This is a genomic window from Brevundimonas sp. D3-1P (assembly GCF_055809335.1).
This window is the reverse complement of record NZ_CM147908.1, coordinates 1,531,343-1,547,353: the sequence shown is the minus strand read 5'-3', so window position 1 is coordinate 1,547,353 and position 16,011 is coordinate 1,531,343. Positions and strand designations below refer to the sequence as shown.

At 67.5% G+C, this 16,011-nt stretch carries 17 protein-coding genes; 15 read left to right on the top strand and 2 right to left on the bottom strand.

All coding sequences use genetic code 11. From position 1 onward, the window contains the following. The first annotated feature begins 21 nt into the window (after positions 1 to 21). From AC0L6G_RS07965 to AC0L6G_RS07895, 15 genes are all read left to right on the top strand, one after another. A complete protein-coding gene (locus tag AC0L6G_RS07965) occupies positions 22 to 327 on the top strand; it encodes a DUF3253 domain-containing protein (protein ID WP_473253160.1) in 306 nt (101 codons plus the stop codon). A gap of 136 nt (positions 328 to 463) precedes the next feature. Next, on the top strand, positions 464 to 1,093 hold the full coding sequence (locus AC0L6G_RS07960; RefSeq protein WP_473253159.1) for a uracil-DNA glycosylase family protein: 630 nt from the start codon (positions 464 to 466) through the stop codon (positions 1,091 to 1,093). A 23-nt stretch (positions 1,094 to 1,116) separates the two neighbouring features. After that, positions 1,117 to 2,199, top strand: coding sequence for an alpha/beta fold hydrolase (locus AC0L6G_RS07955; RefSeq protein WP_473253158.1), 1,083 nt, complete (start codon positions 1,117 to 1,119; stop codon positions 2,197 to 2,199). A 77-nt stretch (positions 2,200 to 2,276) separates the two neighbouring features. Then, a complete protein-coding gene (gene fliF / locus AC0L6G_RS07950; RefSeq protein WP_473253157.1) occupies positions 2,277 to 3,914 on the top strand; it encodes a flagellar basal-body MS-ring/collar protein FliF in 1,638 nt (545 codons plus the stop codon). After that, positions 3,914 to 4,948, top strand: coding sequence for a flagellar motor switch protein FliG (gene fliG / locus AC0L6G_RS07945; protein ID WP_291535759.1), 1,035 nt, complete (start codon positions 3,914 to 3,916; stop codon positions 4,946 to 4,948). The genes fliF and fliG overlap by 1 nt, the downstream gene beginning before the upstream one ends. Position 4,949: 1 nt before the next feature. Continuing rightward, entirely contained in the window at positions 4,950 to 5,612 is a 663-nt protein-coding gene (locus AC0L6G_RS07940) for a FliH/SctL family protein (RefSeq protein ID WP_291535758.1), read from the top strand. After that, entirely contained in the window at positions 5,612 to 5,944 is a 333-nt protein-coding gene (gene fliN / locus AC0L6G_RS07935; RefSeq protein WP_220675444.1) for a flagellar motor switch protein FliN, read from the top strand. Before AC0L6G_RS07940 ends, fliN begins: the two co-directional genes overlap by 1 nt. Positions 5,945 to 5,985: 41 nt before the next feature. Next, complete coding sequence (gene flbD, locus AC0L6G_RS07930; RefSeq protein ID WP_293827168.1) at positions 5,986 to 7,398, top strand: sigma-54-dependent transcriptional regulator FlbD; 1,413 nt, start codon at positions 5,986 to 5,988, stop codon at positions 7,396 to 7,398. Positions 7,399 to 7,401: 3 nt separating this feature from the next. Next, a complete protein-coding gene (gene bla, locus AC0L6G_RS07925; protein WP_293827166.1) occupies positions 7,402 to 8,304 on the top strand; it encodes a class A beta-lactamase in 903 nt (300 codons plus the stop codon). Between the two features lie 13 nt (positions 8,305 to 8,317). Beyond that, complete coding sequence (gene flhA, locus AC0L6G_RS07920) at positions 8,318 to 10,414, top strand: flagellar biosynthesis protein FlhA (RefSeq protein ID WP_291535852.1); 2,097 nt, start codon at positions 8,318 to 8,320, stop codon at positions 10,412 to 10,414. A 74-nt stretch (positions 10,415 to 10,488) separates the two neighbouring features. Beyond that, a complete protein-coding gene (locus tag AC0L6G_RS07915) occupies positions 10,489 to 12,015 on the top strand; it encodes a sensor histidine kinase (RefSeq protein WP_293827165.1) in 1,527 nt (508 codons plus the stop codon). Then, the gene (locus AC0L6G_RS07910; protein WP_293827164.1) at positions 12,012 to 12,437 is read left to right on the top strand and encodes a response regulator; all 426 of its coding nucleotides are present in this window, start codon (positions 12,012 to 12,014) and stop codon (positions 12,435 to 12,437) included. The genes AC0L6G_RS07915 and AC0L6G_RS07910 overlap by 4 nt, the downstream gene beginning before the upstream one ends. Continuing rightward, positions 12,434 to 13,474: a sensor histidine kinase gene (locus AC0L6G_RS07905; RefSeq protein ID WP_293827163.1), complete on the top strand. Its 1,041-nt coding sequence runs from the start codon at positions 12,434 to 12,436 to the stop codon at positions 13,472 to 13,474. Before AC0L6G_RS07910 ends, AC0L6G_RS07905 begins: the two co-directional genes overlap by 4 nt. A gap of 13 nt (positions 13,475 to 13,487) precedes the next feature. Continuing rightward, positions 13,488 to 13,931 (top strand): NUDIX domain-containing protein, encoded by a 444-nt coding sequence (locus AC0L6G_RS07900; protein ID WP_293827162.1) that lies wholly within the window; start codon positions 13,488 to 13,490, stop codon positions 13,929 to 13,931. An 85-nt stretch (positions 13,932 to 14,016) separates the two neighbouring features. Further along, positions 14,017 to 14,196 (top strand): CsbD family protein, encoded by a 180-nt coding sequence (locus AC0L6G_RS07895; protein WP_291535751.1) that lies wholly within the window; start codon positions 14,017 to 14,019, stop codon positions 14,194 to 14,196. 68 nt (positions 14,197 to 14,264) lie between these two features. On the opposite strand, the gene AC0L6G_RS07890 is transcribed toward AC0L6G_RS07895, so the two are convergent. Both AC0L6G_RS07890 and AC0L6G_RS07885 read right to left on the bottom strand, forming a co-directional pair. After that, complete coding sequence (locus AC0L6G_RS07890; RefSeq protein WP_293827160.1) at positions 14,265 to 14,774, bottom strand: hypothetical protein; 510 nt, start codon at positions 14,772 to 14,774, stop codon at positions 14,265 to 14,267. A gap of 46 nt (positions 14,775 to 14,820) precedes the next feature. Beyond that, complete coding sequence (locus AC0L6G_RS07885) at positions 14,821 to 15,999, bottom strand: vWA domain-containing protein (protein ID WP_473253155.1); 1,179 nt, start codon at positions 15,997 to 15,999, stop codon at positions 14,821 to 14,823. Between the last annotated feature and the right edge of the window lie 12 nt (positions 16,000 to 16,011).

Here is a 16,011-nt window from a genome sequence, read left to right as displayed (position 1 = left end):
GCGGTGCAGCATATAGGCGCAATGAGCGATCCGATCGAAACCGCAATCCTGAATAAAATCGCCTCGCTGGAGCCGGGCCAGAGCATCGAGCCGGCCGAAGTGGCCAAGACGCTACAGCCCGAACAGTGGCGGCGGATGCTGCCCAAGGTGCGCGCCGCAGCCCTGGGCCTGATGCGCCAGGGCCGGCTTACCATCACCAAGAAGGGCAAGGCGGTCGATCCCGACGATTTCAAGGGCGTCACGCGCCTGCGTCAGGCCACGCCCGAAGACACCGCCCTGGCGCTGAGCCGTCGTCCGCCGGCGGCGAACGACGAGATCGAGGATTAAACTTCCCGCTCATCCCCGCGAAAGCGGGGACCCAGTCCTTTGTGAGGCAAGGCGTTTGGGATCGATATCGCTCAAGATCGGTGAAAACGGAGCGCCCAAAGATCTGGGTCCCCGCTTTCGCGGGGATGAGCGGGTCGTGAGAAATCTTGACGCCGTTCTGGACGAAATCCGCGCCTGTCGCGCCTGCGCCGGCGTGCTGCCGCATACGCCGCGTCCGGTGGTTCGGGTGTTTGCGGAGACCCGTCTGCTGATCTGCGGCCAGGCGCCGGGGCGTCGGGTGCATGAAAGCGGCCTGCCGTTCACCGATCCGTCCGGCGACCGGCTGCGCGACTGGATGGGCGTGGATTACCAGACCTTCTACGCCGACCGCCGCATCGGCGTAGCGGCCCAGGCCTTCTGCTATCCCGGCACGGCCCCGAAAGGCGGCGACCGTCCTCCGCCGACACGGTGCGCAGACCTGTGGCGGCCGCAGCTGCTGGAGGCCCTGCCGCGCATGGCGCTGACTCTGCTGGTCGGCGGCTACGCCCAGGCCTGGGCGCTGGGTGGGCGGGCGGGGCGCAACATGACCGAGACGGTGCGGGCCTGGCGCGACCATGCGCCAGATGTTCTGGTCCTGCCGCATCCATCGTGGCGCAACACCGCCTGGTTGAGGAAGAACCCGTGGTTCGAGGCCGAGGTCGTGCCTTATCTGCGGGAACGGGTGCGCGGGATCCTCGCCCCTTCAATGTCCGCTCATTCCGGCGAAAGCCGGAATCCAGGTCTTTAGTGAGGCTGTGCGTGGGACGAACGATGACGACGCTGTTTGACCGCCTTTCGTCCAAAGTACTCGGTCCCGGCTTTCGCCGGCATGATCTGAAAAGATTGGCGCCGCTGGCCGCCTCCCTGGCCCTTTCCGCCTGCGCCGCGCCCCATATCCAGCCGCCTCTGACGCCGCCGCCGGGCTTCGTCGGACCGCACGTCGAGGACAAGGCCCTCGTCATGTCGGACGGCGCGCGACTGCCGCTGCTGCAATGGGGACCAAAGGATCGCGCGCCTTGGGCGGTGATCGTGGCCCTGCACGGCATGAACGATCACAACGCCAGTTTTCGCCTGGCCGGGCCGTGGTGGGCCGAACAGGGGATCGAGACCTGGGCCTTCGATCAGCGCGGCTTCGGCGGCGCGCCGGGGCGAGGCGTCTGGGCGGGCCGGCGGCGGATGACCGACGATGTGCGAGAGGCCGTGGCCATGGCCCGCGCCCGCCATCCCGGCGCCGTCGTCGCCGTCGTGGGCGAAAGCATGGGCGGTTCGGTGGCGGCCGCCGCCTTCGCCTCCGACGATCCGCCGGATGCGGATCGCGTGGTCCTGCTGGCGCCCGGCGTCTGGGGCTGGTCGTCGCAGGGGCCGTTCAACAGCCTGGCGATCAATCTGGCGGCGCGGGCGCTGGGGAATGTGGCGCTGGAGCCGCCGTCCTTCATCACGCGGGGCATTTACGCCTCGTCCAATACGCTGGAGCTGGTGCGCAACGGGCGCGATCCGATGAGCATTCTGGCGACCCGGTTCGACACCATCTACGGCCTGGTCGACCTGATGGAGACCTCGGCGCGGACTCTGGGCCGCATCCGCGGGGACGCCATACTGATGTACGGCGCCAACGACGAGGTGGTGAAGCCCGATCAGATGCGCGCGGCCCTGCGTCGCGCCCAAGCGCAAGGCGGAATGCTTCGGACCGCCTGGTATCCGCACGGCTGGCACCTGCTGGATCGCGATCTGGACGCGGAGATCGTCTATCGCGACGTCGCCGCCTGGCTGCGCGATCCTCAGGCGCCGCTGCCGTCCGGGGCGCCGGCCGTCCTGCCCCAACTGGAGCGGCGGACGGCCAAGCCTCACTCTTAACGCGACGTTTACCATCCAGGCGGCATTTTCTGCCTAGCGGGGCGTGAGCATTTCCCGCGAGTTTGGGGCGGGATCGCGTGGGCGGCTTTACGGCGGCGTTGCAGAAGTTCGGGATCGGCCGCCTGGCGGCGGTGCTCGGCGTCGCCGCCGGCGTCGCCGCCGTGCTGGTCGCCGTCATGCTGCGGATGGGCCAGGCCCCGGACGCGCTGCTCTATTCCAACCTGGACCTGCGCGAGGCGGGCGAGATCACCGCCGCCCTGGATCAGGCCAACATCAAATATTCGTCCAAGGGCGACGGCTCGACCATCATGGTCAATCGCGACGAGGTGGGCGCGGCCCGGATGCTGGTCGCGGGCAAGGGGTTGGTGACGTCCGGTTCGGTCGGTTACGAGCTGTTCGACAACCAATCGGTCCTGGGCCAGACCGAGTTCCAGCAGCAGTTGAATGAGCAGCGCGCCCTGCAGGGCGAGCTGTCGCGGACCATCATGTCGATGCGCGGCATCACCGCCGCCCGCGTTCACATCACCATGCCGCGCCGCGAAATGTTCACCTCCGCCGCCGGAGAACCGACCGCCGCCGTCCTGGTCGGCGTGGGCGGACGCGATCTGACCGGCGACCAGGTGCGGGCGATCCGCAATCTGGTGGCGTCGTCCGTGCCGAATCTGAAGCCCGACCGCGTCACCGTGGCCGACCAGAACAATCGCACCCTGGCCGCCGGCGGCGACGACCAGGGCTTCAACTCCGCCTCGGCCGAGGAGGCCAAGGGCAATACCGAGGCTCAGCTTCAGGCCCGCATCAAAGACATCGTCGAGGGCGTCGTCGGCGTGGGGGCCGCGCGCGTGCAGGTGACGGCCGACATCGACCACAGCCGTTCGACCACCCAGGAGCAGAAGTTCGATCCCGACGGCCAGGTGGTGCGCTCGACCACCACCAACGGCTCCCAGTCCAGCGACACGACCGGCCAACCCGATGGCGGGGTGACGGCGACCAACAACATCCCCGGCGGCGCGGCGCCGGGGACGACCCCAGTCGGCTCGACCAACGCCGAGAACGCCGAGACCACCAACTACGAAATCTCCAACACCACCACCACCACGACCAAGGAGCTGGGCGAGGTCAAGAAGCTGGCCGTCGCCGTCGCCGTGGACGGCAAGTGGACGCCGGCCAAGGACGGCAAGGGCGAGGCGACCTACGCCCCGCGCACCACCGAGGAGATCAACCAGATCAAGTCGCTGGTCGCCGCCGCCGCCGGCATCGACGAAAGCCGCGGCGACAAGATCGAGGTCGTCAACGTCCGCTTCAACCACGACACCGGCGTCGCCGGCGGGCTGGACGGCGCCTCTTCGATGTTCGACTTCTCCAAGAACGACATCATGCGGGGCGTGGAGCTGCTGGTTCTGCTGATCACCGGCGTCCTGCTGATCTTCTTCGTGCTGCGACCGCTGCTGAAGACGGCGGCAGGCGGAACGAACCTGCCGGCGCTGGTCTCGTCCGAGGGGGCGTCGGTGACGCCGGTGACGACCACCATCATCGGGCCGGACGGCCAGCCGCAGATGGTCCAGCTGCCCCCGCCCAGCGAGATGGAGCAGAAGATCGACATCGCCCGCATCGAGGGTCAGGTGAAGGCGTCCTCGGTCAAGAAGGTCGCCGACTTCGTCCAGTCGCATCCCGATGAGGCGGCCGGCATCCTGCGCACCTGGGTGGCCGAAGGCTGATGGCGAAGCTGGTCAACAAGAAGTCCGCCGTCGAGGACCCCAACAAGCTGACGGGGCCGGAGAAGGCCGCCGTCATCCTGCTGGCGCTGGGCGAGGAGCACACCGCCTTGTGGGAGCGGCTGGACGACGACGAGGTCAAGGAGATCTCCCAGGCGATGGCGACCCTGGGCAATGTCACGGCCGAGGCGGTCGAGGCGTTGATGATCGAATTCGTCTCGGGCCTGTCCGGCTCCGGCTCGGTGATGGGCAGCTACGAACAGACGCAGAAGCTGCTCAGCGCCTTCCTGCCCAAGGACCGCGTCGACGGTCTGATGGAGGAGATTCGCGGTCCCGCCGGCCGCACCATGTGGGACAAGCTGGGCAATGTGAACGAGGCGGTGCTCGCCAACTATCTGAAGAACGAATACCCCCAGACGGTGGCGGTGATCCTGTCCAAGGTCCGCACCGACCACGCCGCCCGCGTCCTGACCAGCCTGCCCGAGGACTTCGCCCTGGAGTGCGTGCAGCGGATGCTGCGCATGGAGCCGGTGCAGCGCGAGATCCTGGACAAGATCGAGGCCACGCTGCGCACCGAATTCATGTCGAACCTGGCCCGCACGTCGAAGCGCGACAGCCACGAGATGATGGCCGACATCTTCAACAGCTTCGACCGCCAGACCGAGGCCCGGTTCATCGGCGCCCTGGAAGAGCGAAACCGGGAATCCGCCGAACGCATCCGGGCCCTGATGTTCGTGTTCGAGGACCTGTCCAAGCTGGATCCCGGCGGCATACAGACCCTGCTGCGCAGCGTGGACAAGGATTCGCTGGGCCTGGCGCTGAAGGGCGCCTCCGAGGGACTGCGCGAGATGTTCTTCTCCAACATGTCCGAGCGGGCCTCCAAGATCATGCGCGAGGACATGGAATCGATGGGCCCGGTGCGCCTCAAGGATGTCGACGCCGCCCAGATGGCGATGGTCCAGGTGGCCAAGGATCTGGCCGCCAAGGGCGACATCATGCTGGCCGGCCAAGGCGCAGACGACGAGTTGATCTACTGACATGACCGCGCCCGCCGAACATCGCCGCCCCTTCGCCTTCGATACCGAGTTCGACGCCGACGGCGCCGTGGTGCGCCCCGGCGCCTGGACGCCCGCCAAGCGCGCCTATCTCCCCGCCGAGGTCGACGCCCTGGTGGCGCAAGGGCGTCTGGAGGCGCGTCAGCAAGCCCTGGCCGAGATCGAGAACATCCGCGCCCTGGCCCTGACCAGCGTGGCCCAGGCCGCCGCTGCGGCCATGCCGACCCTGCGGGCGGCGGCCCAGGCGCATCGCGAGCAGTCGGCCGCCCTGGCCCTGGCCGCCGCCCGCGCCATCGCCGGCGCCGCGCTGGAGCGCTTTCCCCAGGCGCCGCTGAAGGCCGCGCTGGAAATCCTGGCCCAGGAGATCGACGCCTCGCCGCGCCTGGTGGTGCGCGCCTCGAACCTGGACGAGGCGGCGCGGGGCCTGATCGAACGAGCCTGCGCCGACAGCGGCTTCACCGGGGCGGTCGCCTTCCGCGACGAGCCGGGCCTGCATCCCGCCGCCTTCCAGCTGGAATGGGCGGACGGCCGCGCCGACCACGATCCGCAGATGTCCGCCCAGCGCGTCGCCGAGGCCCTGACGGCCGCCTTGGCGGCGGAGGCCGGACACGCCGAAACCCTTCCCGTCGACAGGAGCATGTTCTGATGGCGTCCGACGACCTGGCCCTGGAGGAATTCTCCGCCCTTTCCGGCCCGCCGCCCATCGACGACGCGGGCGAAAAGACCGCCGCCGACCTGGCCACCGTCTTCGACGTGCCGGTCAACATCTCGGCCGTGCTGGGCAAGTCGCACATGTCGGTGGCCCAACTGCTGAAACTGAACAAGGGCTCGGTGCTGGAGCTGGACCGCAAGGTCGGCGAGGCCATCGACATCTTCGTCAACAACCGCCTGATCGCGCGCGGCGAGGTCGTCGTCGTCGACGATCGTCTGGGCGTGACCATGACGGAAATCATCAAGACCGAGGACAGCGGCGCCTGACGGGCGACGCGGTTCGAAACAGCGATTAGAGGAGAAGAACGATGCGTCTTCTGGTGGTAGGCAGACTGAGCGGCCAGCTCGCTTCGGCGGTCAAGATGGCCATGGCGCACGGCGCCAAGGTCAACCATGTCGAACGCGCCGATCAGGCGACCGAGCAGTTGCGGCGCGGGCAGGGCGCGGACCTGCTGATGGTCGACTATCAACTGGACATCGCCGGCCTGATCGCCGCCAACGAGGCCGAGCGGATCACCATTCCGGTGGTGGCCTTCGGCGTCGACGCCGATGCGCGAGAGGCCGCCGCCGCGATCAAGGCCGGGGCCAAGGAATTCATCCCGCTTCCGCCCGACGCCGAACTGATCGCCGCCGTCCTGTCGGCCGTCGCCGACGACGAAAAGCCGATGATCTCGGCCGATCCGTCGATGAAGGCCGTGCTGCAACTGGCCGATCAGGTCGCCCGCTCCGAGGCCTCGATCCTGATCACCGGCGAAAGCGGCGTCGGCAAGGAGGTGATGGCGCGGTATCTGCACGAACATTCGCGCCGGTCTGAAAAGCCCTTCATCAGCGTCAACTGCGCCGCCATCCCGGACAATCTGCTGGAATCCGAACTGTTCGGCCACGAGAAGGGCGCCTTCACCGGGGCCGTCGCGCGCCGCATCGGCAAGTTCGAAGAGGCGGACGGCGGCACCCTGCTGCTGGACGAAATCAGCGAGATGGACGCCCGGCTTCAGGCCAAGCTGCTGCGCGCCATCCAGGAACGGGTCATCGACCGCGTGGGCGGCTCCAAGCCCGTTTCGGTCAACATCCGCATCATCGCCACCTCGAACCGCGACCTGGCCAAGGCCGTGGCCGAAGGGACGTTCCGCGAGGACCTGCTGTATCGACTGAACGTGGTGAACCTGCGCCTGCCGTCCTTGCGCGAGCGGCCGGGCGACATCGGCGTGCTGGCCGATCACTTCATCAAGAAATACGCCGCCGCCAACGGCGTGCCGGCGCGCCCCATGTCGGCCGCAGCGCGCCAGGCCATCGCCGCCCATCGCTGGCCCGGCAATGTGCGCGAACTGGAAAACGCCATGCACCGGGCGGTGCTGCTGGCGACCGGACCCGAGATCGACGTGGACGCCATCCGTCTGCCGGACGGCCAGCCGCTGTCGGGAACGGGCGGGTCCCTGACGGCGGGCCGGGCCTATGAGGCGCCGCAAGGCGGCGTCGCCGCCCGCGCGGCCCAGGCGGCGGACGCCGTGACCCGCAGCTTCGTGGGCCAGACCGTGGCGGCGATGGAGAAGACGCTGATCCTGGACACCCTGACCCACTGCCTGGGCAACCGCACCCATGCGGCCAACATCCTGGGCATCTCGATCCGCACCCTGCGCAACAAGCTGAACGAATACGCCGACGAAGGCGCGGCCATCCCGGCGCCGCAGAGCGGGGTCGCGGCCTCGGGCTATGCGGCCTGACGGATGCGGCGGGGCTTTGATCGCAGGACGCTGATCGGCGGCGCGGGCGCGCTGGCGCTGGCGCTGGCCGGCTGCTATCCGCGTCGCGACACGCCCGAGGCCGAAGACGACCAGCCCGAGTTTTTGCTGTCGGATCTGGAAGCGCGCCATGGCGGACGGCTGGGCGTCGCGGCGTTCGACATCGGCAGTCAGCGCCGCGTCTCCTGGCGGGGCCAGGAGCGGTTCCCCTTCTGCTCGACGTTCAAGGCCTTCCTCGCGGCGGCCACGCTGGAGCGGGTGCAGCGGGACGAGGAGCAGCTAGACCGCGCCGTGGCGGTGGTGCGCGCCGACCTGATCCCCCACGCGCCCGTGACCGAAAGGGCTGTCGGCCGCACCCTGACGATCCGCCAACTGATGCAGGCCGCCGTCGAGGTCAGCGACAATCCGGCCGCCAACATCCTGATCCGCGAAATGGGAGGAATCGCCGTATGGCGTTCGTGGTGGCCCAGGTTCGGCGACACCACCACCCTGATCTCGCGCCTGGAGCCGGACCTGAACACCGCCTTGCCCAACGACCCGCGCGACACCTGTCTGCCCGACCAGACCGTGGCGAACATTCGCGAACTGGCCTTCGGCGACCGGCTGACGCCCGAGCACGACCAGATGATCCAGGGCTGGATGACGGCCTCGCCGACCGGCCCGAACCGCATCAGGGCCGGCGCGCCGGCGGGCTGGACCATCGCCCACAAGACCGGCACGGGGGCAAACGGGACCGGCAACGACATCGGCATGGCCATTCCCCTGTCCGGTTCGCCCATCGTGCTGGCGACCTATTTCACCGGCGCGGCCGACGCCACGGAGGACCAGCGGGACGCCGTGATCGCCGAGGCGACCCGCCGCGTCTTCAGGGCGCTGGGCCGTGACTGACGCGCCCGTCCTGATGAAGGACGGCATGGCGCGGCCGACCGGGCGCGATGTGCTGAGCTGGCTGAACCGCGGCGAAGTGCTGATGGCGGTCGGCGTGATCGGCGTGATCATGCTGCTGATCCTGCCGGTTCCGAAGATGCTTCTGGACCTGCTGCTGGCGATCTCGCTGGTGTCCAGCGTGCTGATCCTGATGACGGCCGTGATGATGAAGCGGCCGCTGGACTTCGCCATCTTCCCGACGGTCCTCTTGGTCTCGACCCTGTTCCGCCTGGGGCTGAACCTGGCCTCGACGCGGCTGATCCTGACACATGGCCAGGAGGGGCACGAGGCCGCCGGCCAAGTGATCAACGCCTTCGGCCAGCTGATGATGGGCGGCAACTTCATCATCGGGGTGATCATCTTCTCGATCATCCTGGTGGTGAACTTCGTCGTCATCACCAAGGGTTCGACCCGGATCGCCGAAGTGTCCGCCCGCTTCACCCTGGATTCAATGCCGGGCAAGCAGATGGCGATCGACGCCGACCTGTCGTCGGGCCTGATCACCGAGGACCAGGCCAAGACCCGCCGCAAGGAGCTGGAGCAGGAATCGACCTTCTTCGGCGCGATGGACGGCGCCTCGAAATTCGTGCGCGGCGATGCGGTCGCGGGCCTGATCATCACCTTCATCAATGTGATCGGCGGCATTCTGATCGGCACGCTGCAGCACGGCATGCCGGCGATGGAGGCCGCCAACACCTATGTCCAGCTGACCATCGGCGACGGCCTGGTGACGCAGGTTCCGGCCATCATCATCTCCATCGCCGCCGGCTTCCTGGTGTCCAAGGCGGGCGTGGAGGGCACGGCGGACAAGGCCCTGGTGACGCAGCTGGCCACCAACCCCGTGTCGCTGGGCGTGGTGTCGGGGGCGGCGGGCCTGATCGGCCTGATCCCCGGAATGCCGCTGATCCCCTTCGCCGCCCTGGCCATCGGTTCGGGCTTCATGGCCTGGCGTCTGGGCCGCAACCGGCTGAAGCCCCAGCCGACCGAGGCCGAGCGCGCCGCCGCCGAGGCCGCCGCCAACCCCAAAGAGGACGCCGAGGAGCCGATCGCCAACGTCCTGACCATCGACGAGGTCAAGATCGAGCTGGGCTATTCGCTGCTCAGCCTGATCAACGACCTGGAGGGACGGCGGCTGACCGACCAGATCCGCGCCCTGCGGCGGTCGCTGGCCCAGGAGTACGGCTTCGTCATTCCCCAGGTCCGCATTCTGGACAATATGCGCCTGCCGACCCAGGGTTACGCCATCCGCATCAAGGAGATGGAGAGCGGGGCGGGCGAGGTGCGCCTGGGCCATCTGATGGCGATGGACCCGTCTGGCCGTCAGGTCGAACTGCCCGGCGAACATATGCGCGAGCCCGCTTTCGGCCTGCCGGCGACGTGGATCGAGGAAGGCCTGCGGGAAGAAGCGACCTTCCGAGGCTACACCCTTGTCGATCCGTCCACCGTTCTGACCACCCACCTGACGGAAATCCTGAAGGAGAACATGGCGGACCTGCTGTCCTATGCCGAGGTGCAGAAGCTGCTGAAGGACCTGGGCGCCGAGGAGAAGAAGCTGGTGGAGGAATTGATCCCCAGCGTGGTCACGGTCACGACCCTGCAGCGGGTGCTCCAGGCCCTGTTGCGCGAGAAGGTGTCGATCCGCGATCTGCCCGCCATCCTGGAAGGCCTGGCGGAGGCGGCGCCGCACAGTTCCAGCGTCACGACCCTGGTCGAACACGTCCGCGCGCGCCTGGGGCGTCAGCTGTGCTGGCAGAACAAGGACGGGGAGGGGGCGCTGCCCATTGTCACCCTGTCGCCGGAATGGGAGGCCGCCTTCTCTGAAAGCCTGATCGGCAATGGCGAGGACAAGCAACTGGCCATGGCGCCGTCGCGGCTTCAGGACTTCATCCGCGCCGTGCGCGACACCTTCGAGCGTATCGCCATGTCGGGCGAGAACCCGGTGCTGCTGACGGGCCCCATGACCCGGCCCTATGTTCGTTCGATCATCGAACGCTTCCGCGGCCAGACGGTGGTCATGAGCCAGAACGAAATCCATCCCAAGGCCCGGCTGCGGACCCTGGGCCAAGTCTGAGCGCGACGCGGGCGCCGGCCGCCCCGCGATAATGAGGTTTGACGCCGGATCGCGCCCCGCTAAAGCTTCGCGCCATGATCCCCACAACTCGGCGGCAATGGTCGCGCTTTCAGAATTTCGTCCGCACGCCGTCGCTGGCGCGGTCGATGTCGGCCACTCTGATCCTGGCCTTCGGGCTGCTGATCCTGGTCAACGCCACGACCTTCGTGATGATCCAGCGGACGGCGGCCGTGAACCGCACCATCGAGCACGACCAGCAGATGCGGCGGGCGTCGCGGACCACCCTGATCTCCATGCTGAACGCGGAAACGGCCCAGCGCGGCTTCCTGCTGACCGGACGCGGGGACTTCCTGCAGCCCTACCGCATTGCGCGAGAGGAAATGCGGCCGGCCCTGGCCCTTCTGGACCAGGCCGCCGTCGCCGATCCGGCGTTGAGGCGGGCGGTGGACGAAATCCATCGCCTCGCCGGCCTGAAATGGGCCGAGATGGATCGCACCATCTCCCTGGCGGCCCAGGGGCGGATCGGCCAGTCGATCCAGACCGTGCGCTCGGGCGAGGGCAAACGCTACATGGACGATCTGAGGATCGCCATCGAGGCCTTCGACGTTCTGAAGTCCGGCAAGATAGCCGACCTCCAGAAGCGGTCGGAACGGTTCGCCCTGCTGACGGTGGCGATGAACGCCATCGCCGGCGTTCTGGTGATCCTGCTGGCGCTGCTGTCGGCCTGGATGGTTCGGCGCTATGTCGCCGAAATCGAACGCGCCCGCGCCGTGCTGGACGCCGCGAACGCCAGCCTGGAAGACAAGGTCAAGGAACGGACCGGGGATCTGATGCGCGCCAACGAGGAGATTCAGCGCTTCGCCTATATCGTCAGCCACGACCTGCGCGCGCCCCTGGTCAACGTCATGGGCTACACCTCCGAACTCGAGCAGGCCGGCAAGGTCATCGACAAGGCCATCCAAGAGGCGGAGAAGACGCGCGCCGTCGACGCCGAGGTCGTCACCGCTGTCCGCGAGGATATGCCGGAGGCCATCGGCTTCATCCGCGCCTCGACCGAGAAGATGGACCGGCTGATCAACGCCATCCTGAAGCTGTCTCGCGAAGGCCGGCGCAATCTGCTGCCCGAGACGCTGGACATGACGGCGATGGCGGAAGGCATCGCCAAGAGCGTCCATCACCAGACCGAAGCCTCGGGCGCCCGCATCGAGGTTCAGCCCCTGCCTGAAATCGAAAGCGACCGGATTTCGATGGAGCAGATCATCGGCAATCTGATCGACAACGCCGTCAAATATCTGGACCACGACCGGCCGGGCGAAATCGTCGTCACGGGCGAGGACGTGCCGGGCGGCTGGGTCGTCTATCGCATCGCCGACAACGGCCGCGGCATCGCGCCCCGCGACCATGAACGGATTTTCGAACTGTTTCGCCGGTCCGGCCGGCAGGATCGCGCGGGCGAGGGGCTGGGCCTGGCCTTCGTGCGCAACAGCGTCCGGCGACTGGGCGGCACGATCGACGTGCAATCCGAGCTTGGCAAGGGCTCGACTTTCCTGCTGAAATTCCCCAAACGACTGATCGTAGCCGAACCTGGAGTCGCGTCGTGACGCAGCCTGTCAAAATCATCATGGTCGAAGACGACCACGGTCACGCCAAGCTGATCGAAAAGAACATCCGTCGCGCGAACATAAACAATGAAATCAAGCATTTCGACGAGGGCGGCGCGGCGCTGGACTATCTGTTCAGCGACGAAATCCTGACCAATGGGCCGTTGCTGATCCTTCTGGACCTCAACCTGCCGGATATGTCGGGAACCGACATTTTGGAGAAGGTGAAGGGCAATGAGCGGTTGCGGCGCGCCCCCGTGGTGGTTTTGACCACGACGGACGATAAGGTGGAGATCCAGCGCTGCTACGACCTGGGCTGCAATGTCTACATCACCAAGCCGGTGGACTATGAGTCCTTCGCGGGCGCGATCCGCCAACTGGGGCTGTTCCTGTCGGTGATCCAGGCGCCGGAGATCGAGTGATCGAGGCGAACCCGCCGATCCGCCTGCTTTACATCGACGACGACCGGGGCCTGTCCCGGCTGGTCGAGAAGGAGCTGGGGCGCCACGGCTACGCCGTCACCTGCGCGCCGGACGGCGATGCGGGGCTGGAGCTGTTGCAGCGGCATGAGTACGATGTCTGCGCCTTGGACCATTATATGCCGACGCGCGACGGGCTGGACGTGCTGCCCGACATCCTGGCGCTGAGCGCGCCGCCGCCGGTCGTCTATGTGACGGGCGCCCAGGACGGGAGGATCGCCGTGGCCGCCCTGCGCGCCGGCGCAGCCGACTATGTCATCAAGGACGTGTCCGAAGACTTCACCTCCCTGCTGCGCGCCGCGCTGGAGGACGCCCTGTTGCGGCGGCGCCTTCAACGCGAGAACGACCAGGCGCAGGAGGAGATTCGTCTGGCGCGCGACCGGGCCGAGGCCATGCTGCGCGAGGTGAACCACCGGGTCGGCAACTCCCTGCAACTGGTGTCCAGCTTCATGTCGCTGCAGATGCGCCATATCGCCGACCAGGCCGCCAAGGAGGCCCTGCGCGAATCCCAGGCGCGGATCGAGGCGGTCGCCCACGTGCATCGACGCCTCTACACCTCGGGCGACATGAGCCGCGTGGCCATGGACGACTATCTGGTCGGATTGATCGACGAACTGTCCAAGTCCATCGGGCCGGATCAGGGTTCGCCGCGCCTGAAGCTGAAGGCCGCGCCCCTATCCGTCACCACGGATCAGGCCGTCTCCATCGGCGTCATCGTCACGGAACTGGTCACGAACGCCGTCAAATACGCCTATGCCCCCGGCCAGGGCGGCGAAATCCGCATACTGTTGGAGCATGAGGGCGACAATCGCGTCGTCCTGACGGTCGAGGACGACGGTCCCGGCATGGGCGACGGCGCCCCGAAGGGCACGGGCCTGGGCGCCAAGATCATCTCGGCCATGGCCTCGGGCCTGCGCTCGGCGGTCGAATTCGACGGCGCTCACAAGGGCGTGCGCGCCAGGCTGGCCTTCGACCTTTAAGGTCGGCGTCGTCATGCTTCAGTTCGGCGTCCGAAAGCCTGGTATCGACTACCGCCATCGCACCGTCGCCTTCGGCGTGGCCGAACGCGACGGGCTGATCGCCTGCGTGCGGGTGGAGCGGCCGTCCGGCCCCTATTTCGACCTGCCGGGCGGGGGGCTGGACCTGGAGGAAACCGAGGTCGAGGCCCTGCGGCGCGAGTTCCTGGAAGAAACCGGGCTGACGATCGCGCCCCTGAACCGAATCGCCGAGGCCGGGCAGTATTTCGTGCGCTCGACCGATGAGCCGGTGAACAACGTCGGCGGTTTCTGGACCGCCCGCGTCGCCGCCGAGGATCCGGCCGCCAAGTGCGAGGACGATCACACGCTGGTATGGCTGGATCCGACCGTCGCCCTGTCCCGTTTGCGCCACGATTCGCACGCCTGGGCCGTGGCGGTCTGGCTGCGTCGGCCAAGCTGAGCCTTACGGAACAAGGCTTTGGCGTTTCCGTTTTTTGATCAACGCGCGCCGCTGTCCCGGCGGCGCTGGATCAGGAGACAAGACGATGGCCGATCATGACCGCATCGAAGGCGCCGCCAAGAATATCGGCGGCAAGGTGAAGGAAGCCGCCGGCAAGATGACCGGCGACACCAAGCTCCAAGCCGAAGGCAAGGCCGACCAGGTCGAAGGCAAGGTCCAGAACGCCGTCGGCGGCGCCAAGGACAGCCTGCGCGACAAGGCTTGATCTCAGCCTGACATGCCGAATACGGGAAGCGCCGTCCGCGAAAGCGGGCGGCGTTTCGCCATGTGTGGTCAGTCGTTCTTGTCACCCCAAAGGGTCAGCGACAGCCCCTTCTTGCCGGTTTCGTCGACGGGGCGGCATTCCGAACTGAAGCCGCCTTCGACCGGGCGGGGACGGCAGTCCATCTCGCGCAGCCCGGATGGCGCGCTGGCCGCCCGCGACTGCGGCCCGCACTGGATCGAATAGGCGCCGCCGCCGGCCGACGCCTGCATCATCTGACAGTCTCCGGCCATGCCGGCGGGGCGCAGCGCCTCGGGCAGGTCCGACCCCAGAGCCGTGGCCAGTTGCGCGCGCACTTCGGTCTGGCAGGTTTCCATCGATTTCGCGCCGCGCACCAGCGGACTGCACCGCGCCCGCTCGAACCCGAACGGATCGGCCAGGCCCCAGGCGGGCACGGAATGCGGCGTGGCCGGGGCGACGGCGGTTGCTGCGGTCGCCGGCGGTTCGGCGGCGGAGGTCTCCCACACCACGGAAGGCGCGGCCTCCTGCATCAGGACAAGGGCGAAGGCGGCGGCGATCATCGGTCGAACCCTTCTGTCGCGCCTCCGGTTCGCCCCGGCGCGTCGCCTACCTTGTCAGGGCCCGCATGGCCTTGTCCAGTCCGTCCAGCGTCAGCGGATACATCCGCTGGTCCATCACCTCGCGCAGCAGGCCGACCGAGGCGGTGTAGGTCCAATGGCGTTCGTGGACCGGGTTCAGCCAGACCGACCTTTCCCACTGGTCCCGCGCCCGTTTCATCCACACGGCCCCGGCCTCCTCGTTCCAGTGCTCGACCGAGCCGCCGGGCATGGTGATCTCATAGGGCGACATGGTCGCGTCGCCGACGAAGATGGCTCGCCAATCGCCCGGATATTTGTGCAGCAGGTCCCAGGTCGGAATCTTTTCCGTGTGGCGGCGCCGATTGTCCTTCCAGACACCCTCGTAGAGGCAGTTGTGGAAGTAGAAGAACTCAAGGTTCTTGAACTCGGTCCGGGCCGCCGAGAACAGTTCCTCGACCAGCTTGACGTGACCGTCCATCGAGCCGCCGATGTCGAGGAACAGCAGGACCTTGATCGTATTGCGCCGCTCGGGCCGCATCTGAATGTCCAGCCACCCCTGGCGAGCCGTGCCGTCGATGGTGCCGTCGATGTCCAGTTCCTCGGCCGCGCCCTGGCGTGCGAAGCGCCGCAGGCGACGCAGGGCGACCTTGATGTTGCGGGTGCCCAGTTCGACCGTGTCGTCCAGGTTCCTGAACTCGCGCTTCTCCCAGACCTTGACTGCCCGGCCATGCCTTCCCGGCCCGCCGATGCGAACGCCCTCGGGATTGTAGCCGCCGTGGCCGAAGGGACTGGTCCCGCCCGTGCCGATCCAGCGATTGCCGCCGGCGTGGCGTTCCTTCTGCTCCTCCAGCCGCTGTTTCAGCGTCTCCATCAGCTTGTCGAACCCGCCCAGGGCCTCGATCTGGGCCTTTTCCTCGTCGGTCAGATATTTCTCGTTCAGCAGCCGCAGCCAGTCCTCGGGGATGTCCGCAATCGGGTCTTGGCCCGCCCCGACCGTCTCGACTCCCTTGAACACCGTTCCGAAGACCTGGTCGAACCGGTCATAGTGTTTCTCGTCCTTGACCAGGACCGCGCGCGACAGATGATAGAAGGTCTCCACCTCCCGCCCCGCCAGATCGCGATCCAACGCCTCCATCAGATGGAGCCATTCCTTCATCGACACCGGAACCTTGGCGTCGCGCAGGGCGGTGAAAAAGGGCAGCAGCATGGGTCAGACCCT

Coding starts and splice junctions, on each gene's coding strand:
- AC0L6G_RS07965 (WP_473253160.1), top strand. CDS start 22: ATGAGCGATCCGATCGAAACCGCAATCCTGAATAAAATCGCCTCGCTG.
- flbD (WP_293827168.1), top strand. CDS start 5,986: ATGCGTCTTCTGGTGGTAGGCAGACTGAGCGGCCAGCTCGCTTCGGCG.
- fliG (WP_291535759.1), top strand. CDS start 3,914: ATGGCGAAGCTGGTCAACAAGAAGTCCGCCGTCGAGGACCCCAACAAG.
- AC0L6G_RS07895 (WP_291535751.1), top strand. CDS start 14,017: ATGGCCGATCATGACCGCATCGAAGGCGCCGCCAAGAATATCGGCGGC.
- AC0L6G_RS07885 (WP_473253155.1), bottom strand. CDS start 15,999: ATGCTGCTGCCCTTTTTCACCGCCCTGCGCGACGCCAAGGTTCCGGTG.
- fliN (WP_220675444.1), top strand. CDS start 5,612: ATGGCGTCCGACGACCTGGCCCTGGAGGAATTCTCCGCCCTTTCCGGC.
- AC0L6G_RS07940 (WP_291535758.1), top strand. CDS start 4,950: ATGACCGCGCCCGCCGAACATCGCCGCCCCTTCGCCTTCGATACCGAG.
- AC0L6G_RS07915 (WP_293827165.1), top strand. CDS start 10,489: ATGATCCCCACAACTCGGCGGCAATGGTCGCGCTTTCAGAATTTCGTC.
- bla (WP_293827166.1), top strand. CDS start 7,402: ATGCGGCGGGGCTTTGATCGCAGGACGCTGATCGGCGGCGCGGGCGCG.
- AC0L6G_RS07900 (WP_293827162.1), top strand. CDS start 13,488: ATGCTTCAGTTCGGCGTCCGAAAGCCTGGTATCGACTACCGCCATCGC.
- flhA (WP_291535852.1), top strand. CDS start 8,318: ATGAAGGACGGCATGGCGCGGCCGACCGGGCGCGATGTGCTGAGCTGG.
- AC0L6G_RS07890 (WP_293827160.1), bottom strand. CDS start 14,774: ATGATCGCCGCCGCCTTCGCCCTTGTCCTGATGCAGGAGGCCGCGCCT.
- AC0L6G_RS07955 (WP_473253158.1), top strand. CDS start 1,117: ATGACGACGCTGTTTGACCGCCTTTCGTCCAAAGTACTCGGTCCCGGC.